This window comes from Bacteroides pyogenes, from assembly GCF_014196225.1.
GTDB lineage: Bacteria > Bacteroidota > Bacteroidia > Bacteroidales > Bacteroidaceae > Bacteroides > Bacteroides pyogenes_A.
This window is the reverse complement of record NZ_JACIDI010000017.1, coordinates 46,269-65,901: the sequence shown is the minus strand read 5'-3', so window position 1 is coordinate 65,901 and position 19,633 is coordinate 46,269. Positions and strand designations below refer to the sequence as shown.

Genomic DNA, 19,633 nt, shown 5'->3' with positions numbered 1-19,633 from the left:
GATCTCAAAGCCCGCCGCCTTTTTTTTCAGAGCCCGCGGGCTTTTTAGCCATACGCTGCGTCTGTTATTTTACAAAGAAATATTAGTGTCCACTAATATTTAAAGCTGCGCAGTGAACAGAGGGCGCATCAAAACCGAATACGACGGAAACAAACTTCGAATCTGAAACTTGACGATCTTCAGTGGCTGTAAGAATGGCCTTATCATTACCTCAAAATGAAGTTTGATAGGGCTGTTTTATCGGTGTCTATCACAATCCGCAACTTTTCCGGGAACTCAGTTTTGTTTTGATATACCCTCATGAAAAAAGCCGCAAAAGCACCGATCCGGGAAATACCTTCCATCGCGACACTTTATGCGGCTTTATTTTTTCGGAAATTAATATTTCTTACTTATCCCAAGTAAGATTTGAGCAGATTACTACGATTACCTTGTCTTAGTCTTCTAATTGCTTTTTCCTTAATCTGACGAACGCGCTCACGTGTGAGGCCAAACTTATCGCCGATTTCTTCCAATGTCATTTCCTGCTGTCCGATACCGAAAAACATCTGAATGATTTCTTTTTCCCTATCGGTTAACGTAGAAAGAGCTCTATCAATTTCCCTCGCAAGAGACTCATTAACCAGAGAGCGGTCCGCCATAGGCGAATCATCGTTCACCAACACATCCAACAGGCTGTTGTCCTCTCCTTCCACAAAGGGGGCGTCCACCGAGATGTGGCGTCCGGACACCTTCAATGTATCGGAGATTTTGTCAACCGGAATTTCCAGTTCGTCTGCCAACTCTTCGGGAGACGGGCGCCGTTCGTTCTCCTGCTCGAACTTGGAGAAGGCTTTGCTGATTTTATTCAGCGAACCTACCTGGTTCAACGGAAGGCGAACGATACGCGACTGTTCTGCCAACGCTTGCAGAATAGACTGGCGAATCCACCATACAGCATAACTGATAAACTTGAACCCACGTGTTTCATCAAACTTTTCGGCAGCCTTGATCAGTCCTAAATTGCCTTCATTAATCAAGTCGGGCAAACTCAAACCCTGGTTCTGGTACTGTTTGGCTACAGATACGACGAAACGAAGATTGGCACGTGTCAGTTTCTCCAATGCTACACGGTCACCCTTACGAATGCGTTGAGCGAGCTCCACTTCTTCTTCCACAGTAATCAGGTCCTCGCGACCGATTTCCTGCAAATACTTGTCAAGAGAAGCACTCTCTCTGTTAGTGATACTTTTGGTAATTTTTAGTTGTCTCATTCTTAAAAAACAGATTTGGAGTGCAAAGTTACTACAAATAATCTGTTCAATGGCATACTTGAGTAACTTTTTCATTATATCATGCACATAATAAAACAAAAAAGACGCCAACAAGTTGCATGCCGGCGTCTTTTTTCTACTTTATTAGCTTATCTTACAATCTTCTTACCTAAAAAGACTAATCCTGTGTCAAATCGACCGCAAAGTATCCCCGTTTACCTGAGGGGAACACGCCCGTCAAGAACAGCACTTGATTGGGAGATTTGACAGCCGCTTTCAGCACCTCTTCCAAATCGCTGACCTTGCGCAACGGTTGGTCGTTGGCTCTTAAGATGATAAATCCTTTGCGAATGCCGGCATCGGCCATCTTACCCGAAGACACTCCGGTCACTTGCAAGCCGTAACCCAGATTCAGCTGCTTCTTCAAATCGTCGGAAAGTTCCTTGAAGGCTGCGCCGAGAACCTCCATTCCGGCATCTTTCACGATTTTAGTCGTTCCCTGCTCATTCTTCAACAGCACTTCGACTGTTTTCTCTTTCTTATTACGGATCAACTTCACTTTAACTTTATCACCCGGACGGTGCTTGGCAAGGGATTCTTGCAAGTCGGCCATATTTTTCACACGTTTGTTATCGATCCCGATGATCACATCGTCTACCTTAATATCGGCTCCGGAAGCGGAACCGCCGTCTATAACCTCAGCCACCAATACTCCTTCCACTACTCCAAGCTCTTTCGCTTTCTTTTTCAATTCGTCGCTGAATTGCTCGTCGGTGATAGAGCCTCCGCGAATGCCCAACAAAGCGCGTTGCACGGTTCCGTATTTCTTCAGGTCCGAAACCACCTTTGTCATAATGCTGGTCGGAATGGCAAAACCATAGCCGGCGTAAGCGCCCGTAGGAGACGAAAGCACAGAGTTGATACCCACGAGTTCGCCCCGGGCATTCACCAACGCTCCCCCACTGTTGCCCTGATTGATTGCCGCATCTGTCTGGATGAACGATTCGATTCCGCCATTGTAGACCCCCAATGTACGAGCTTTCGCACTCACGATGCCCGCCGTGACGGTGGAGGTGAGATTGAACGGATTGCCTACCGCCAACACCCATTCTCCGACTTTCAACGCGTCCGAGTCGCCCACCGGAATGGTCGGAAGATCGTCTGCTTCCACTTTAACCAAGGCCAAATCGGTACCGGGATCAGACCCGATTATCCGTCCTTTAAATTCACGGTTGTCATTCAGCTTCACACTGATTTCATCGGCTCCTTCCACCACGTGGTTGTTCGTTACTATATATCCGTCTTTCGAAATGATTACGCCCGAACCGAACCCTACACGGGGCTGAGTTTGTATCTGACGCTGTTGCCCGCGCCCGTCACCGAAGAAAAAATCAAAAATATCCGGTGCCTGCTGAATGGTTTTTGTTTTCGACTCTTGCGTAGATTTTATATGTACAACAGCATGAAGAGAGTTCTCCGCTGCTTGAGTAAGGTCGACAGGCTGACTGCTTACGGCATCGAAGGCAGCCAGTTTCACATTTGAATTCTGTTTAAACAAGTCATTGAAAGAAATTTCTTTCGACTCTTCATGAGCTTTCACCAGCTTATAGGTCGTCAACCCCGCAACTCCCGAACTCAAAAGGATTATCGCCCCTATACCCAGAATGTTTCTCGTTGTCTGTTTCATAATTTATAATTCTTTTAAATGTTAACACCAAGATTCGTTTTAACTTTTACGACGTTAAAATAATAACAAAAAACAGTCTATTATCTCACCTGTCATACATTTTTGTTCACTTTTAACAGAGACAGTTTAAGGGTTAACAGCGATTAACGGCAGCGGCTGACAAATTTACATTCATTGTATGCCATATTTGACTTAACATTAAGAAGGTCATTCCGTCGGATCAGAGTGGCACCACCCCGATTCCCGGCAAATCATTCAATGCGATTTTGCCTTTCACCACCTGCATGCCTTTAAACCGGTCGTTGGAAATCAACAAATTTCCATCCAAATCGGCAAAATCCGCCAATGGCGACAACTGTGCCGCCGCAGACACCGCGCAAGAAGTTTCGGTCATACACCCTATCATCGCACGCATGCCCAAAGCATGCGCCAAGTTCACCATTTTCCACGCCTCGCGCATGCCCGTACATTTCATCAATTTAATATTGATGCCTGTAAACACTCCCCGCAACGCCGCCACATCTTTCAAACGTTGCACAGACTCATCGGCAAACACCGGCAGCGGGCTGTGCCCGGTCAACCAGGCAGTGTCATCGATCCGCTCTATCGGCATGGGCTGCTCCACCATCACCACTCCTTTTTCTTTCAACCAATGTATCATATCCAGCGCAAATTGCCGGTCTTTCCAACCTTGGTTCACATCCACCGCTAACGGAAGAGAAGTGACGGAACGGATCGTCTCAATCATCTCCTTGTCATTCTCCTTGCCCAGTTTCACCTTCAATATATTGAAAAGGCCGGCGCACTCTTGGGTTTTCGCCCGAACCACATCAGGCGTGTCGATACCGATCGTAAAGGTGGTAGACGGAGCGTTCTCTTTATTCAGCCCCCATATCTTATACCAAGGAGCTCCCAACAGCTTTCCCGCCAAATCATGAAGGGCGATATCGATAGCCGCCTTGGCAGCGGTGTCTCCGGGAGAAAGGCTATCGACATACGCCAATATTTCTTCCAGCCGGAAAGGATCTTCAAACTGTTCCAAGTTTACCTTCTTAAGAAAAGTCATTACTGTTTCTACCGTTTGTCCCAGGTACGGAGGAAGCGAAGCCTCTCCATATCCGGTAATGCCTTCGTACCGGATTTCCACCTGCACGTCAGGGGTGGTGGTGCGCGAATGTGCGGCTACCGTAAACACATGCTTCAGCTTCAACTCGTAAGGAAAGAACGAAAGTTGCATCTTCCCTTTCAGGCCGGTGCGGTTGATGAAAAGCCCGGCGGGCACGGAAGCTGCACGCAAAGCATCGTCGATCATCATTCCGGTACCGGCGACCGCCAGAGCTGCGGTTTTCAAAAAATCTCTTCTATTTTGCATCCGAATCAATGGTAAAGTCCGTATAATAAGAATTGGTGAGCGTTGTATTTATCTCTTTCTCTTTATTGATATATGGCAAGAAACGTACGGCAAAAAGCAAACGTTCCGTATTGCTTTCATCATAATCGCTGTCTTCCGGATTGAAGCTGTTGACATGCACATCCCCCAAAGCATGGATGAATCGTTTGCCTCCCAGATAGATGCCGACATGCGAAACATTTTCGTCGGACTTCTCCGTCGCCCTTCGCCCAAAGAATACCAAGTCTCCCCTCTGCACATTCGAAAAATCGGGAAGAATCTCGATACGCCTCCCGACAGCGGCTTGCTGAAAGGCGTCTCTGGGAATAATAATATCGTGCATGAACAAGACGGTGCGGACAAAGCCGCTGCAATCCACCCCTTTCGTAGAGGTACCCGCCCACAGATAAGGAATCCCTATCATGGTGTAAGCAGTCCGGACGATGCTTTCCGCATCTTGCTTCACCCCTGCCCTCCACTTCGTTTCGGGCTGCGAAAGCGATTTCGCAATGTATCCTTTTCGCCCGTCCGGATAAGAAACCTTATAAAAGTCTCCTTCGCTTCCTTCCCATTTCAACCGATTGCCCGCCACCGCGTCCGAGACGCATTGAGAACGTTCGTCCGGTTTTTCATATATAAAACCATGATGAGAGGTAACCACAATTTTTTCGGAGCGGTTCCAGTCGTCGTACTCTTTTTTAGACATGGGAGTTATCACCAAACGGTGCACCCATCCGGTATAGTCGTCAGGGGTCTGAATTTCGTACCAACCGGTGTACTGCAATATCCTGACGGGCATTCCCAATAAAGCCTGCGTGGTCATGCCCGAAGTAAACTTCCCTTCTGCGCGCAAATTGCAAACAGATATGCGGACTACTCCATAGGCAGAATCCGCCGGCATGGCGTTTGTGTCTTGAGCTTTCAATGCCGTGAACATCACCGGCAGAAAACAGCAGAGCGTAAAACTTATTTTTCTTAAAAAAGCATTCATATATTATCTCATTCAATCGTTCAGCAGGAATCGGGTTGCTTGGTATACATTTGCCACACATCTTATTATACGACAAATATCGAGCGGTTGCTCGTCATAACCATAAGAGTTAGCGGAAACAAAGATAGAAATTTTTTCGATTTATGACGCATTCTTTGGCTAAAACCAAATAAATGACGTATTTTTGCACACTAAAGCAGTCGGTCGGTCTGTCGCGTGCACGGTTTCGTGCAGGAGGAAAGTCCGGGCAACACAGAGCGTCCTACTTCCTAACAGAAAGCTGTCCGCGAGGGTAGAGTAACGCAGAAGAAAAAAACCGCCGCTTCTTTCGGGAAGAGGCAAGGGTGAGAAGGTGGGGTAAGAGCCTACCAGCCAGATGGTGACATACTGGGCTGTGCGTCTTAGGAGTTGTAAGGTCATGTATACCGGCGTTATGAGAGTTGCTCGCTCCATGTCGGAGGGTAGACCGCTAAAGTGTCGTGGCAACACGCCACTCAGATAAATGACAGACACCTCGTGTCATCGACATGAGGAACAGAACCCGGCTTACAGGCTGACTGCTTTTCTTTTATCCAAACTGCCAATAGCTCGTTACACATATTGTTTACACCGCAACTTGAAAACTCATGGAGATAATATGAAAAAAAAAATAAACGACATCTGGAGGTTTCTGACTTATGACATCTGGCGTGTTACGGAAGGCGAAGTGACAAGAACGAAATTCTCCCTCTACAACATTATCAAAGCTCTTTATCTCTGTATTGTACGCTTCAACAAAAATCGCCTTATCGATCAGGCGTCGGCGTTAACTTACAGCACTCTCTTAGCCATTGTTCCCATATTGGCCATCCTGTTTGCCGTAGCGCGCGGCTTCGGCGTTTCGGCACTGCTCGAACAACAGCTCCGTATCGGCTTTCGCGGCAACGACGAGGCTACGGAAACCATCCTGCATTTTGTCGACTCTTACCTTGCGCAAACAAAAACCGGCGTATTCATAGGCGTAGGCTTAATCACTTTATTATGGACCATAGTAAATCTGGTAGGAAATATAGAAACTACCTTCAACCGCATTTGGGAAGTAAACAAGGAGCGATCGATCTACCGCAAAATTACAGACTACTTCTCAATGTTTCTGCTCATGCCCATACTCATAGTCCTGTCGGGAGGTATTTCCATCTTTATGACCACCGCGCTGAAACAAATGGTCGATTTCATCCTTCTGGCTCCCATCCTGAAGTTTCTGATACGGCTCATACCCTTTGTGCTCACTTGGTTTATGTTTACCGGACTGTACATTTTCATGCCCAATACGAAAGTCAAGTTTAAACACGCATTTATCTCCGGAATTGTCGTGGGAACCGCTTATCAGACGTTCCAGTTCATATATATCAGCGGACAGTTGTGGGTGTCGAAATACAACGCTATTTACGGAAGTTTCGCCGCTTTGCCGCTATTCCTGCTGTGGCTGCAAATCTCGTGGACAATCTGCCTCTTCGGCGCCGAGCTGACTTACGCGGGACAAAACGTGCGGAACTTCAGTTTCGACCAAGAGACACAGAACATCAGCCGCAGATATCGCGACTTCATATCCATCCTGATCATGTCGATCATAGTGAAACGCTTTGAAAAAGGCGAACAGCCTTATACGGCTTGCCAGATTTCGGATGAATATAAAATTCCTATCCGGCTGACCAATCAAACTCTTAATCAGTTGCAGAAAATAAACCTCGTATACGAAGTAGTGACCGACGCCGATCCTAAAAGCGAAGACATCTCTTACCAGCCGGCGATGGATATCAATCAACTGAATGTCGCAATACTTCTTGAACGTTTGGATACTTACGGCTCTGAAGACTTCAAAATAGACAAGGACGAAGAATTCAATGCCGAATGGAAAATCTTAATCGAGTCCAGAGAAGAGTATTACAAAAAAGCAAGCGACGTTTTGTTTAAAGATTTGTAATTTTGAGATCGGAATAATCATCCGAAGCATAAATCAGGAATAGAGATTCGAGGCATTTACCGAATATCCCAGAAGAATCATCGGTGATAAGATTCTTCTAATAAAATGCTTATCAACTCTATTTGTAGCTGTTGTAAGAGATCACTTTGTCTTTAGGCTTCCTGCGCTTCTTGCGCTTCTCCTTTACCGGATACCCGATCACGACATCCAGCAGCAAACGCTTGGAAAGGGGGATACCCGCAAGTTGCTTTACTTCTTTTTCGTCCATCCAACCCAAGATACAGGAACCCAGCCCTTCGCTTTCGGCAGCCAGCGTAATGTAAGCAGCGGCTATCCCGATATCGATGAGCGGAAAATATTTATCTTTCACCTTTCCGCCCAGCATCGAAGAGATGTTGGCCGATTCCTCTACAATCAAGATATGCACGGGAGCGTCTTTGGCAAACTTATTCATCCCCAATCCCGCCGTAGCCTTGCCGATTTTGAACGACAATTCCCGTTCGGTGATCACCACAAACCTCCATGGCTGCGCGTTGCATGCCGAAGGAGCCATGCGGGCAGCTTCCAATATCCGCTCCAACTTATCGGCTTCTACCGGGCGTTCCTTGTCATACGCCCGGTCGCTCTGGCGCGAGAGCGCCAACTCCAGAAAACTCTTGTATTCCATCATCATCACGAATTTACGCTTACTTGTATTGAATCATCCGGCTGATATATTTTCCTATGATATCGAACTCAATATTCACCACACTGCCTATCGTGAATGTATGGAAGTTGGTATGTTCGTAGGTATAAGGAATTATCGCCACCTGAAAAGTATCATCCGTCGGATTGCAAACCGTCAGGCTGACTCCGTTTACCGTCACCGATCCTTTATCCACGGTAATGTATCCGCGTTGCGCCATTTCTTTGTCGAAGGCATAACGGAAAGTGAAATACCAGCTTCCTTCCGCATCTTTAATGTCTATGCACGTAGCCGTCTGATCGACATGCCCTTGCACGATGTGTCCGTCGAGCCTCCCGTTCATCATCATGCTGCGCTCCACATTTACCTTGTCTCCCACTCTCAGCAATCCCAGATTGGAACGTTCGAGCGTTTCCTTCATGGCGGCAACCGTATACGAATCGTCCGTCAAGCTCACTACCGTCAGGCAGACGCCGTTGTGTGAAATACTCTGATCGATCTTCAGCTCATCAACGAATGAACACTTAAAAGTGAAATGTATATTCTCCTGGTCTTTCACCAGAGCCACCAGTGTGGCATATCCTTCTACAATTCCCGAGAACATATGAATTATGGTTATTAGTTATCAATTATTTCAGGCTTCAAAGATACAAAATCGGAAGAAAGTTAGAAAGAAAAGAATGGAAATAAAAAATGGAGCTTTTCACAAAGCTCCATTTTTCAGTTTTCAATAGGTATTAGTTTTTTTTAAGGTAAAAAGATTGTTTTCAGGATAACGGTGCAAAGATACTTGCTTTTAATGATACTATCCAAATCCTAAAACATGTCTTATAACATATTTTTGAAATATATTTGAATTTATTGTCATTTTATGTAAAAGCTGCAATCGTTCAACCGTTACAAGGGGCAAATATATAACATTTTTCTAAATCGAGCTGATCTTTGATTAAAGAGATATAAGATTCCTTCTTTCCGGAAATTTAAAAAACGCATGCGTAACATATTAACTCCCTTTTCGCAATAGTTTACCGGTTTTTCAGTACAAAGTTATTCGTCTGCCATTTGCGTCTCATTCGTCTGCCGGACGTGTTTTATTCGTCTCCCGTTCGACAGACGAATAAAACACGTCCGGCAGACGAATGAACGATTAAACGAAAACAGTTACTCCTTTCGGATATTCGGCATACGAAATGCAAGGGAAAGAAAAAAGAGCGGATATATTTCAGGAAAATTAAAAAAATCCCCTACTTTTGCAATTCAATAGACAGTTAACATTTATCGTTATGACAGAGATTAAAAACGAAGAATCAGGCGAAAAGAAAAGCCTGAACTTTATTGAGCAAATGGTAGAAAAAGATTTGAGGGAAGGAAAGAACGGCGGAAAAGTGCAAACCCGCTTTCCGCCCGAACCGAACGGATACCTTCATATCGGACATGCGAAAGCCATCTGCCTTGATTTCGGCATTGCTGCCAAACATGGTGGCATATGCAACCTTCGTTTCGACGATACGAATCCGACTAAAGAAGATGTGGAGTACGTAGAAGCCATCAAAGACGATATCCGATGGTTAGGTTATGAATGGGGAAACGAATATTACGCTTCCGACTATTTTCAACAATTATGGGATTTTGCCGTCCGTCTTATCAAGGAAGGCAAAGCCTATATCGATGAGCAGAGTTCCGAACAGATCGCACAACAAAAAGGAACTCCTACACAGCCGGGCATAGAGAGCCCGTACCGCAACCGTCCGGCAGAAGAGAGTCTGGAGCTCTTCCGGAAAATGAACACCGGCGAAATAGAAGAAGGCGCTATGGTACTCCGTGCCAAAATAGATATGGCAAATCCGAACATGCACTTCCGCGACCCTATCATCTATCGGGTAGTGAAACATCCGCACCATCGCACGGGAACCGCATGGAAAGCGTATCCGATGTACGACTTCGCACATGGACAAAGCGACTTCTTCGAAGGAGTGACCCACTCTTTGTGTACTCTCGAGTTTGTAGCGCACCGCCCGCTTTACGATCTTTTCATCGACTGGCTGAAAGACGGAAAAGACTTGAACGACAACCGTCCCCGCCAGACCGAGTTCAACAAGCTGAACCTCAGCTATACGCTGATGAGCAAACGCAACCTGCTTGCTTTGGTAAAAGAAGGAATGGTAAACGGTTGGGACGATCCGCGCATGCCCACTCTTTGCGGGTTCCGCCGACGCGGTTATTCACCCGAATCCATCCATAAGTTCATCGATAAAATCGGCTACACCACTTACGACGCCCTGAATGATATCGCATTGCTGGAAAGCTCTGTGCGTGAAGATCTGAACAGCCGTGCCATACGCGTGTCTGCCGTAATAAACCCGGTGAAGCTGATTATCACCAACTATCCGGAGAATCAGGTAGAGCAAATGGAAGCCATCAACAACCCCGAACGTCCGGAAGACGGAAACCACCTTATCGAATTTAGCCGTGAGTTGTGGATAGAATGGGAAGATTTCATGGAAAATGCGCCGAAGAAATACTTCCGCATGACTCCGGGACAGGAAGTGCGACTCAAAAACGCATACATTGTAAAATGCACCGGATGTAAAAAAGACGAGAACGGATTAATCACTGAGGTTTACTGCGAATACGATCCGAACACGCGCAGCGGCATGCCCGACGCGGGACGCAAAGTAAAAGGCACGCTACATTGGGTAAGCTGCGCCCACAGCCTGACGGCAGAAGTTCGTCTGTACGATCGGCTTTGGAAAGTGGAGAACCCCCGAGATGAGTTGGCGTATATCCGTGAGACGAAAAATTGTGACGCGCCGGAAGCAATGAAAGAAATCATCAATCCCGACTCACTGAAGATTCTGTCAAACTGCTATATCGAGAAGTTCGCGGCCACGTTGCCCAATCTCTCTTACCTGCAATTCCAGCGCATCGGCTATTTCAACATCGATAAAGACTCTACTCCGGAGAAAATGATTTTTAACCGCACGGTAGGATTAAAGGACAGTTGGGGTAAAATTAACAAATAACGCAAAAATGAAACAAGAGAATTTGTCACCCAAAGACAGGGAAATCGTGCAACTAATTGCCCAATACGAAGCAGCAAAAGCCGAAGACCGGAATTTGTATCTGGACCCGGACCAATTAGCGAACATTGCCGACCAATATGCGCTTCAAAGAAATTTCGAAAAAGCGCAAGAAGCTATCACATACGGCCTTTACTTACATCCGGGCAACACAAGCCTGCTGATAGAGCAGGCATATCTTTATCTGGATTTGCAACAGAACGAGTTGGCGCAAGAAGTAGCAGACTCGATCAAAGAAGATTACGACCCGAAAGTAAAACTGCTGAAAGCTGAGCTGCTTTTGAACGAAGAAAAACCGGAGGCAGCCAACGATTTGTTGAGTAGCATAGACCTGTCGGAAATAAATATCGATACATTGAACGATATTATTTATCTTTTTTCAGATCTGGAATATTCGGAAACAGCTTGGGAATGGCTCGACAAGGGAGAAGCCGAATATGGAGAGAAAGAAGAATTCATAGCGATGAAAGCTAACTTTTTAGCAACAACCGAGCAATTCGAAGAGGCCGTCAGTCAGTATAACCGGCTATTGGATATAGACCCGTACAACGCGTTTTATTGGGTGGAAATGGCAAAATGCTGCTTTTCGAAAGGCGATTGCGGAAAGGCCATCGAGGCTTGCGATTTCGCATTGGCCATTAACGAAAAATACGGGGAGGCCTATTTATACCGGGGACACGCTTTTTTCTACATGAATAATTCGAAAATGGCCATTCCCAATTATAAAAAAGCCATGGAATACAACTCCATAGCTCCGAAGTTGGGCTACATGTTCATCGGACTCGCTTATATGAACGAAGAAAGCTGGGAAAAATCCAACTCCTACTTCCAGAAAATAATCGATTTGTTCGAAGAAGAAAAAGACAACCACTCTCCATTTTTGGCGGATATTTATACTTATAAAGCGAAAGTCACTTTCGAACTCGGCAACAATAAAGAGGCGTACGAATTGTGTGAAAAAGCCAAATATATTTTTCCGGACAAAGCGGACATATATCTGACAGAAGGGAAATTATATCTCAAAGACGGATTGCCGGAAAAAGCTTCCGAGTCATTCAAGTTCGCGCTGAAATATGATTCAGGCTTTGAAATCCAATACCTCATCGGTCTGGCCTATACTGATTCCGGCATGCTTCAGGAGGCTAAAACGTATTATAAAGAAGCATTCCGGATATTCCCCCGTTATGTGGATGTTGCCGAAAGGTTAAGCGCAATCTGTCTAATAAACAACGAAATCGGCGATTTTCTAAAATACAACGCCGAAACTGCCAATCCCATCGATGAGGCCGGCATCAAAGATCTGCTGACCCTGATCGACCGCACAGAAGGAGAAAAAGAAAAGCTCCATAAAATCTTGGAGCGAATAAAAGAAAACAAAAAATAATCAAATAACAACCCAAATCAGAAATAGATATTACATATGGAATCGGTAGCCTTTATCCAATGGTGTCTGGAGCATCTTAATTATTGGACAATCAGCCTGCTGATGGCAATAGAGAGTTCGTTTATCCCCTTCCCTTCGGAGGTTGTGGTTCCGCCCGCAGCATATAAAGCTGCCGTAAACGACGAACTTAATGTGTTTCTGGTGGTTGTGTTCGCAACGTTGGGAGCCGATATCGGAGCAGTAATCAATTATTATCTGGCCAAATGGCTGGGACGCCCCATTGTCTATAAGTTCGCCAACAGCAGGATCGGACACATATGCCTCATAGATGAAGCCAAAGTTCAACGTGCCGAAAACTATTTCGACAGGCACGGCGCTCTGTCCACTTTCATCGGGCGTCTGATTCCTGCCGTACGCCAATTGATTTCCATTCCGGCGGGACTGGCCAAAATGAAACTTTCCACTTTTTTGCTCTATACCACCTTAGGAGCGGGAATCTGGAACTGCATTCTCGCAGCCATCGGATACAGCCTGTCGGCCGTTGTCAAAAGCGAAGAAGAATTGTTGACGAAAGTAACCGAATACAGCCACGAAATAGGTTATCTCTTTATCGGGGCAGGCATACTGATTGTGTCTTTTCTGGTATATAAAGGCATGAAAAAGCCCGCATAAGCCGAGTATGATGGCGAAATATAAAAAGCGGAAATGCAGATAGAAAAGACTATCGTGCATTTCCGCTTTTTGTTTATCCTTCGTCACCTTACTTAAGGGCTGCCAAGGCTTTATCGTAATCCGGCTCCTGAGTGATTTCAGGCACCAATTCCGTATAAGCCACCTTCCCGTCTTTGCCGATTACCACAATGGCACGAGCCAGCAACCCTGCCAGCGGACCGTCTGCCATGCGTACCCCGTAGCATTCGTCAAAATCAGAGAAACGAAAATCGGACAAAGAAATAACATTATCAATGCCTTCTGCCGAGCAGAAGCGGGCTGCCGCAAAAGGCAGGTCTTTCGAAATAGCCAGTACCACCGTGTCTTTCAATCCTGCCGCCTCTTTGTTGAATCTACGCACAGACGCGGCGCAAACCCCGGTATCCAGACTGGGGAAAATATTCAAAACCACATTCTTGCCACTCAGTTCTTTCAATGAGAAAGAAGAAAGGTCTGTCTTTACCAATTCGAAATTCGGAGCTATCTTACCTACTTGTATGAATTCACCGATCAGTTTCACCGGTTGTCCTTTAAAATTCGTTGTTGCCATAATTTAGTTATTATTTTAAAAATGCTTTATATACGAAACAACCGAATCGGCGAATATGTTCATCGAAAAATCTTCTCCCCGCCGGCCGGAGGAAAAGAAAGATTTAGCGTTTTTTGAAAAAGCTTTCGGTACATACATCGGTATTTTGTTTATCTTTGTAGACAAATTACAACATTCAAAAAAAACGAATAAAGAAGAAAAAATTATGGCAATGCATACTTGGTTCGAGTGCAAAATCCGTTATGAAAAGGTGATGGAAAACGGAATGCAGAAGAAAGTAACGGAACCCTATCTGGTGGATGCGCTCAGCTTTACAGAGGCGGAGGCACGCATCATTGAAGAAATAACACCGTTTATTACCGGCGAATTTACCGTTTCGGACATAAAACGCGCCAACTACAGCGAACTCTTCGCCAGCGATGAAGAGAGTGCAGACCGATGGTTCAAATGCAAGCTCATCTTTATCACACTCGATGAAAAGAGCGGAGCGGAGAAAAAGACTTCCACGCAGGTCTTGGTGCAGGCGGCAGACTTGCGCGACGCGGTGAAAAAGCTCGACGAAGGCATGAAAGGCACTATGGCCGACTATCAAATCGGTGCGGTGGCGGAAACTCCCATCATGGACGTGTATCCTTACAGCGCAGAGCCGAATGACAAACCGGAGTTCGATCCGAATAAAGCATAACCGGCCATGAGTATTGCCGACAACTTAAAGCAAGTGACAGCCGGACTTCCGCAAGGAGTCCGACTGGTTGCCGTTTCAAAGTTCCATCCCAACGAAGCGATAGAGGAAGCCTACGCAGCGGGACAGCGTATTTTTGGAGAAAGCAAAGCGCAAGAAATGACAGCTAAATACGAAAGTCTGCCGAAAGACATTGAATGGCACTTCATCGGGCACCTGCAAACCAACAAAATCAAATACATGATACCCTATGTGGCGATGATTCACGGAATAGACTCTTACAGGCTGTTGGAAGAAGTAAACAAGCAAGCCGCCAAAGCGGGGCGCAAAGTCAACTGCCTGTTGCAAATCCATATTGCGCGGGAAGATACCAAGTTCGGTTTCACTCCGGAGGAATGCAGAAACATGCTGAACCGGGCTCAATGGAAAGAGTTGTCGCACGTGCGCATCTGCGGCCTGATGGGAATGGCAAGCAATACCGACGACGTCGAACAAATAAAAGCCGAATTTTGTTTTCTAAATAGTCTTTTTCAGGAAATAAAGGCGGCCTGGTTTGCCGGCTCGACAGATTTCCGCGAGCTATCGATGGGCATGTCTCACGACTACCACGAAGCCATAGCCGCAGGAAGCACATTGATACGAGTGGGAAGCAATATCTTCGGAGAAAGAGAATACAAGTAATCAACCTGTTTGCCCATGTGTCTTGCCATCATCATGTTCCGCAGAAGCATCCGCATACGGGGCAATCAGCTAATAAAGCATTATTTACCATGACCGATTTAAAAACGACTTTTGCAGGGCTTTCGCTTAGAAACCCTATTATCATCAGCAGCTCGGGACTGACCAACAACGCCGGCAAGAATAAAAGGCTGGCAGACGCCGGAGCCGGAGCGATTGTATTGAAATCATTGTTCGAAGAGCAGATCACGATGGAAGCCGAACAGTTGAAAGATCCCGTTTACTACCCCGAAGGCAGCGATTACCTGGAGGAGTATATCCGCGAACATAAGCTGTCGGAATATCTTACTTTAATCAAAGAAAGCAAGAAGGTCTGCAACATTCCTATCATTGCGAGCATCAACTGCTATACAGACTCGGAGTGGATCGACTTCGCCAAACAGATAGAAGAAGCCGGAGCCGACGCACTGGAGATTAATATTCTGGCCCTTCAATCAGATGTACAGTACACTTACGGTTCATTCGAACAACGTCACATCGACATCTTGCGGCACATCAGGAAAACGGTCGGTATACCCGTAATCATGAAGCTGGGCGACAACCTCACCAATCCCGTGGCATTGATCGACCAACTGTATGCGAACGGGGCGGCTGCGGTAGTGTTGTTCAACCGCTTTTACCGGCCCGACATCGATATCGAGAAAATGGAGCACGTCTCGGGCGAAGTGTTCAGCAACCCTTCCGACCTCTCCACTCCGCTTCGCTGGATAGGGATAGCCTCTGCGTCGGTAGACCAAATAGACTATGCCGCCTCCGGAGGCGTGTCCACTCCCGAAGCCGTTGTGAAAGCCATCCTTGCAGGAGCATCTGCCGTGGAAGTTTGCAGCGCCGTCTACCTGAAGACGAACGCTTTTATCGGAGAGGCCACCGCTTTCCTCGGCTCATGGATGGAGAGCAAAGGGTTCAGCAGCATCGGGCAATTCAAAGGAAAGCTGAATGCCGCGGATATTCAGGGCATCAATATGTTCGAGCGTACACAATTCCTGAGATACTTCGGAAAGAAAGAATAATCGCTCTGCTGCGGCTTTGAAAAAAAGACGGCGGGCTTTGAAGCCGAATGATGTATGTTACAGAACCTTTCCGGTTCGTCTCACACATCATTCGGCTTCAAATATAAATGCCCGCTATCTGTGGTTCCGGCAAACAAGATGCGGAATTACAGAAGATTGCTTGCCAATTCGCTCAATTCACTGCGTTCTCCTTTTACCAGATTCACGTGAGCAAAAATATGCTGGTCTTTCATCCGGTCGATCATGTACACCAGTCCGTTCGACTGGCTGTCCAGATAGGGTTGGTCGATCTGCTGGATATCACCGGTGAATACCATCTTGGTTCCTTCGCCGGCACGTGTTATGATGGTTTTTATCTCATTCGGAGTCAAATTCTGCGCTTCGTCCACGATACAGTAAGTCTCGCTCAGGCTGCGCCCGCGAATAAAAGCCAAAGCCTCGATCACCAGTTGCTCGTTCTTCTGCATGTCTTCCAAGCGTTTCGCTTCGGGCGAATTAGAAGCAAACTGGCGTTTGATGACATTCAGATTATCGAACAACGGCTGCATGTAGGGAGCTACCTTCTCTTGAGCGTCTCCGGGAAGGAACCCGATGTCTTTGTTGGAAAGAGCGACAATCGGGCGTGCCAGCAACACTTGCTTATAGTCGTTCACGTTGTGGAGAGCCGCCGCCAACGCCAGCAACGTTTTCCCCGTCCCCGCTTTTCCTGTCAATGCCACCAGCTTCACATCCGGATCGTTGAGCAACTCGAAAGCAAAACTCTGCTCGGCATTACGAGGCTCTATCCCATAATTTCTTCCTTTCGTCACCCTCCCGATGGTACGGGTAAAGGGATTATAACGCGCCAACACGCTGTTGCGGTCGCTCTTCAAGACGAAGCATTCGTTGGGATGAATCAACTCTTTGAAATCGAACTCACTTATATCGATACCCTCTTTGGTGGAATAAATGCGATCTATCAGTGCCGGGTCTACACTATCGAATATTTCATTCGACTTTTCGAAGATGTCTACATTTATCACCTTATCGGTAATGTAATCTTCGCTGACAATACCGATAGAACGAGCTTTCACACGCAGATTCACGTCTTTGGTTATCAAGATCGTTTTCATTTTCGGATACTTCGCCATAAGATATTCGGCTGTGGCAAGAATCAAATGGTCGGGTTTCCTCGCCGGAAACGACTCCTCTACATTCGGAGCTTCCGGAGCACCTGTGATAATAAACAAATTGCCTAATCCTTGCCCCAGACTTACCCCTTTAGTGAAAAGTTCGTCTCCGGTGAGCAAATCTATTTCGCGTACAAATTCACGGGCATTATAATTTATTTGTTCATTCCCCTTCTTGAACATGTCCAACTCTTCCAGTACGACAATAGGCAGATAAATATCATTTTCCTGAAAGTTCTTCAAACAATTAGCGTCATGAAGGATTACATTCGTGTCGAGCACAAAATTTTTCTTGGTTCCCATGATTTCTTAGATTTTAATGTTGATATTTGCAATTCCATTAATTAACCAATCAACTACGGTCATATTATTCCGTATGATTGACAATTTTAAAGATAAACAAATTAACGGGTAATAAAGATTTCCCGGTAGTTAAATATTACAAAACATGGACTATCAGAACACTTTAAAATACTTATATGAAAGCATACCTATGTTTCAGCAGATAGGCGCATCCGCATATAAACCGGGATTGGCTACGATGAATAAACTGGACGAATACTTTAACCATCCGCACCGGCAATTCAAGACCATCCACATAGCGGGAACAAACGGAAAAGGTTCATGCTCGCATACCGTTGCGGCAGTGCTTCAATCGGCGGGCTACCGGGTCGGTTTGTTCACTTCTCCCCACTTGATCGACTTCCGGGAGCGCATCCGGGTAAACGGAGAAATGGTTTCCGAAGAATACGTAGTCCGTTTCGTGGAGCAACATCGTGCCCTTTTCGAGCCGCTTCACCCTTCCTTTTTCGAACTGACCACCGCCATGGCGCTCCGTTATTTCGCCGACGAAGAAGTAGATGTGGCGGTGATCGAAGTAGGCATGGGAGGACGGCTCGACTGTACGAACATCATCCGTCCCGACCTGTGCGTCATCACCAACATCGGCTACGACCACATGCAGTATTTGGGAGGTACGCTGCCCGAGATAGCGCAAGAGAAGGCCGGCATCATCAAAGAAGGCATTCCGGTGGTTGTGGGCAGGGCGGAAGGAGACGTCAAAAAAGTATTGAGCGACAAGGCCCGGCAAATGAGTGCTCCTTGCTTCTATGCCGAAGAGGCGAAAGACACAGACGCCGAATACTTTGCCCGCCCCATGCAACGGGAGGAACTGAAAGCGTATAGGGAGCGATTGGGGGAAGCGTTGGAAAAGAACGCGCCGTTTGCCGACCTGAAAGGAACGCACCGTGCCCCATGTGAAACCGAAGCGTTCTTTGCCGGATTGCCTCCCATGGAATACTTCAAGGCCATAGATGAGATACTTGAAAAACAGAAAAGCGTAGTGGCCATCCGCACATCGAGATTCCCGCACGGGTTGTTTATGGAAATGGGAGGACACTATCAGACGGAAAACTGCCTGACGATTCTCACCGCCCTGCAACTTCTGGAGCAACGCGGATATAAACTGAGAAGAAAAGATTACCTGAATGGCTTTGCTCATGTATGCGATATGACAAGCCTCATGGGGCGTTGGCAGAAACTCCGTTCGCACCCCGACCTGATATGCGATACGGGACATAACGAAGACGGAATCAAGTGGATCGCACAGCAGCTCGACGACATCCACCGGAAGCAACAAAAGGAGCTTCATATCGTATTCGGCATGGTAAACGACAAAGATATCAGCGGAGTGCTTCCGTTGCTTCCACCCTATGCCACCTACTATTTCACGAAAGCCGGCGTCAAAAGGGCTTTGCCGGAGAACGACCTGATGGAAATGGCACGAAAAGCCGGATTAAAAGGAGAAGCGTACCCGAATGTGCCGGAAGCGGTGAAGGCAGCCCAAGAAAAATGCCTCCCGGAAGATTTTATCTTTGTGGGAGGCAGTACCTTCATTGTAGCCGATTTGTTAGCGAACCGCTATACACTCGATCTCGACTAACGCGTTTTTAGGCAGGGCTTTCACGGCAAAAGCCGAACGTGCCGGGAAAGCTCCGTCGAAATACGTGCTGTAAACACTGTTCATCTCGGCAAAGAGACTCATGTCTGCAAGGAATACGGTTGTTTTCACCACATTCGCCATCGTCAGACCGGCCTCTTCCAGAATATGTTTCATATTCTCCAATGACCGGCGCGACTGCTCTTTCACACCCTCCGCCATGTTTCCGGTAACGGGGTCGATAGGCAACTGCCCCGACACAAATACCATTCCGTTAGCCTCTATCGCCTGACTGTAAGGGCCGATGGCTCCCGGAGCTTTTTCACTGCAAATTACTTTTTTCATTATAATATAAATATTTAATCGTTCATTTTACCTGCGAACTCAATTTAAGAAGGCAC

General features: G+C 46.5%; 17 protein-coding genes and 1 other RNA gene. 9 read left to right on the top strand and 9 right to left on the bottom strand.

The annotated features are described in order from the left end of the window. Window positions 1–392: 392 nt before the first annotated feature. The 4 genes from GGR07_RS11075 to GGR07_RS11060 all read right to left on the bottom strand — a co-directional run bounded on the left by GGR07_RS11075 (window position 393) and on the right by GGR07_RS11060 (window position 5,267). Entirely contained in the window at window positions 393–1,253 is an 861-nt protein-coding gene (locus GGR07_RS11075) for a sigma-70 family RNA polymerase sigma factor (protein WP_027324973.1), read from the bottom strand. Window positions 1,254–1,431: 178 nt separating this feature from the next. Next, the gene (locus GGR07_RS11070; protein WP_021644983.1) at window positions 1,432–2,940 is read right to left on the bottom strand and encodes a Do family serine endopeptidase; all 1,509 of its coding nucleotides are present in this window, start codon (window positions 2,938–2,940) and stop codon (window positions 1,432–1,434) included. Window positions 2,941–3,160: 220 nt separating this feature from the next. Continuing rightward, complete coding sequence (locus tag GGR07_RS11065) at window positions 3,161–4,312, bottom strand: dipeptide epimerase (RefSeq protein ID WP_021644982.1); 1,152 nt, start codon at window positions 4,310–4,312, stop codon at window positions 3,161–3,163. Continuing rightward, entirely contained in the window at window positions 4,302–5,267 is a 966-nt protein-coding gene (locus GGR07_RS11060) for an NlpC/P60 family protein (protein ID WP_122056643.1), read from the bottom strand. The genes GGR07_RS11065 and GGR07_RS11060 overlap by 11 nt, the downstream gene beginning before the upstream one ends. 250 nt (window positions 5,268–5,517) lie before the next feature. On the opposite strand from GGR07_RS11060, the gene rnpB reads away from it, so the two are divergent. Together rnpB and GGR07_RS11050 are read left to right on the top strand one after the other, a co-directional pair. Continuing rightward, window positions 5,518–5,886, top strand: an RNA gene (gene rnpB / locus GGR07_RS11055) — RNase P RNA component class A. Between the two features lie 72 nt (window positions 5,887–5,958). Next, window positions 5,959–7,284: a YihY/virulence factor BrkB family protein gene (locus GGR07_RS11050; protein WP_034543709.1), complete on the top strand. Its 1,326-nt coding sequence runs from the start codon at window positions 5,959–5,961 to the stop codon at window positions 7,282–7,284. Window positions 7,285–7,402: 118 nt separating this feature from the next. On the opposite strand, the gene GGR07_RS11045 is transcribed toward GGR07_RS11050, so the two are convergent. Both GGR07_RS11045 and GGR07_RS11040 read right to left on the bottom strand, forming a co-directional pair. Continuing rightward, window positions 7,403–7,951, bottom strand: coding sequence for a nitroreductase family protein (locus GGR07_RS11045; RefSeq protein WP_034543716.1), 549 nt, complete (start codon window positions 7,949–7,951; stop codon window positions 7,403–7,405). Between the two features lie 19 nt (window positions 7,952–7,970). Continuing rightward, window positions 7,971–8,573 (bottom strand): riboflavin synthase, encoded by a 603-nt coding sequence (locus GGR07_RS11040; protein ID WP_034543708.1) that lies wholly within the window; start codon window positions 8,571–8,573, stop codon window positions 7,971–7,973. A gap of 679 nt (window positions 8,574–9,252) precedes the next feature. Here GGR07_RS11040 and GGR07_RS11035 point away from each other — a divergent pair. The 3 genes from GGR07_RS11035 to GGR07_RS11025 are packed head-to-tail and all read left to right on the top strand — an operon-like array spanning window position 9,253 to window position 13,105. Further along, window positions 9,253–10,992, top strand: coding sequence for a glutamine--tRNA ligase/YqeY domain fusion protein (locus GGR07_RS11035; protein ID WP_021644976.1), 1,740 nt, complete (start codon window positions 9,253–9,255; stop codon window positions 10,990–10,992). 7 nt (window positions 10,993–10,999) lie between these two features. Beyond that, the gene (locus tag GGR07_RS11030; RefSeq protein ID WP_021644975.1) at window positions 11,000–12,433 is read left to right on the top strand and encodes a tetratricopeptide repeat protein; all 1,434 of its coding nucleotides are present in this window, start codon (window positions 11,000–11,002) and stop codon (window positions 12,431–12,433) included. Window positions 12,434–12,469: 36 nt separating this feature from the next. Further along, window positions 12,470–13,105 carry a DedA family protein gene (locus GGR07_RS11025; protein ID WP_021644974.1) on the top strand — a complete coding sequence of 212 codons (636 nt, stop codon included), beginning with the start codon at window positions 12,470–12,472 and terminating at the stop codon, window positions 13,103–13,105. A gap of 88 nt (window positions 13,106–13,193) precedes the next feature. Here GGR07_RS11025 and tpx read toward each other — a convergent pair whose 3' ends face one another. Next, window positions 13,194–13,694: a thiol peroxidase gene (gene tpx, locus GGR07_RS11020; protein ID WP_021644973.1), complete on the bottom strand. Its 501-nt coding sequence runs from the start codon at window positions 13,692–13,694 to the stop codon at window positions 13,194–13,196. Between the two features lie 205 nt (window positions 13,695–13,899). Here tpx and GGR07_RS11015 point away from each other — a divergent pair, with 205 nt between their 5' ends. The 3 genes from GGR07_RS11015 to GGR07_RS11005 all read left to right on the top strand — a co-directional run bounded on the left by GGR07_RS11015 (window position 13,900) and on the right by GGR07_RS11005 (window position 16,124). Then, window positions 13,900–14,379 carry a DUF4494 domain-containing protein gene (locus GGR07_RS11015; RefSeq protein ID WP_034543715.1) on the top strand — a complete coding sequence of 160 codons (480 nt, stop codon included), beginning with the start codon at window positions 13,900–13,902 and terminating at the stop codon, window positions 14,377–14,379. 6 nt (window positions 14,380–14,385) lie between these two features. Further along, window positions 14,386–15,057, top strand: a complete 672-nt coding sequence (locus GGR07_RS11010) for a YggS family pyridoxal phosphate-dependent enzyme (protein ID WP_021644970.1) — start codon at window positions 14,386–14,388, stop codon at window positions 15,055–15,057. Window positions 15,058–15,146: 89 nt separating this feature from the next. After that, window positions 15,147–16,124: a dihydroorotate dehydrogenase-like protein gene (locus GGR07_RS11005; protein ID WP_021644969.1), complete on the top strand. Its 978-nt coding sequence runs from the start codon at window positions 15,147–15,149 to the stop codon at window positions 16,122–16,124. A gap of 146 nt (window positions 16,125–16,270) precedes the next feature. Here GGR07_RS11005 and GGR07_RS11000 read toward each other — a convergent pair whose 3' ends face one another. Further along, window positions 16,271–17,596, bottom strand: a complete 1,326-nt coding sequence (locus GGR07_RS11000) for a PhoH family protein (protein WP_021644968.1) — start codon at window positions 17,594–17,596, stop codon at window positions 16,271–16,273. 145 nt (window positions 17,597–17,741) lie between these two features. On the opposite strand from GGR07_RS11000, the gene GGR07_RS10995 reads away from it, so the two are divergent. Continuing rightward, window positions 17,742–19,235 (top strand): bifunctional folylpolyglutamate synthase/dihydrofolate synthase, encoded by a 1,494-nt coding sequence (locus GGR07_RS10995; protein WP_021644967.1) that lies wholly within the window; start codon window positions 17,742–17,744, stop codon window positions 19,233–19,235. Here GGR07_RS10995 and GGR07_RS10990 read toward each other — a convergent pair. Beyond that, window positions 19,203–19,577, bottom strand: a complete 375-nt coding sequence (locus GGR07_RS10990; protein WP_021644966.1) for a RidA family protein — start codon at window positions 19,575–19,577, stop codon at window positions 19,203–19,205. The two genes, GGR07_RS10995 and GGR07_RS10990, sit on opposite strands and share 33 nt — an antisense overlap. Window positions 19,578–19,633 lie beyond the last annotated feature (56 nt).

Coding starts and splice junctions, on each gene's coding strand:
- GGR07_RS11075 (WP_027324973.1), bottom strand. CDS start 1,253: ATGAGACAACTAAAAATTACCAAAAGTATCACTAACAGAGAGAGTGCT.
- GGR07_RS11035 (WP_021644976.1), top strand. CDS start 9,253: ATGACAGAGATTAAAAACGAAGAATCAGGCGAAAAGAAAAGCCTGAAC.
- GGR07_RS11060 (WP_122056643.1), bottom strand. CDS start 5,267: ATGTTCACGGCATTGAAAGCTCAAGACACAAACGCCATGCCGGCGGAT.
- GGR07_RS11070 (WP_021644983.1), bottom strand. CDS start 2,940: ATGAAACAGACAACGAGAAACATTCTGGGTATAGGGGCGATAATCCTT.
- GGR07_RS11005 (WP_021644969.1), top strand. CDS start 15,147: ATGACCGATTTAAAAACGACTTTTGCAGGGCTTTCGCTTAGAAACCCT.
- tpx (WP_021644973.1), bottom strand. CDS start 13,694: ATGGCAACAACGAATTTTAAAGGACAACCGGTGAAACTGATCGGTGAA.
- GGR07_RS11000 (WP_021644968.1), bottom strand. CDS start 17,596: ATGGGAACCAAGAAAAATTTTGTGCTCGACACGAATGTAATCCTTCAT.
- GGR07_RS11015 (WP_034543715.1), top strand. CDS start 13,900: ATGGCAATGCATACTTGGTTCGAGTGCAAAATCCGTTATGAAAAGGTG.
- GGR07_RS11050 (WP_034543709.1), top strand. CDS start 5,959: ATGAAAAAAAAAATAAACGACATCTGGAGGTTTCTGACTTATGACATC.
- GGR07_RS11030 (WP_021644975.1), top strand. CDS start 11,000: ATGAAACAAGAGAATTTGTCACCCAAAGACAGGGAAATCGTGCAACTA.
- GGR07_RS10990 (WP_021644966.1), bottom strand. CDS start 19,577: ATGAAAAAAGTAATTTGCAGTGAAAAAGCTCCGGGAGCCATCGGCCCT.
- GGR07_RS11010 (WP_021644970.1), top strand. CDS start 14,386: ATGAGTATTGCCGACAACTTAAAGCAAGTGACAGCCGGACTTCCGCAA.
- GGR07_RS10995 (WP_021644967.1), top strand. CDS start 17,742: ATGGACTATCAGAACACTTTAAAATACTTATATGAAAGCATACCTATG.
- GGR07_RS11045 (WP_034543716.1), bottom strand. CDS start 7,951: ATGGAATACAAGAGTTTTCTGGAGTTGGCGCTCTCGCGCCAGAGCGAC.
- GGR07_RS11065 (WP_021644982.1), bottom strand. CDS start 4,312: ATGCAAAATAGAAGAGATTTTTTGAAAACCGCAGCTCTGGCGGTCGCC.
- GGR07_RS11040 (WP_034543708.1), bottom strand. CDS start 8,573: ATGTTCTCGGGAATTGTAGAAGGATATGCCACACTGGTGGCTCTGGTG.
- GGR07_RS11025 (WP_021644974.1), top strand. CDS start 12,470: ATGGAATCGGTAGCCTTTATCCAATGGTGTCTGGAGCATCTTAATTAT.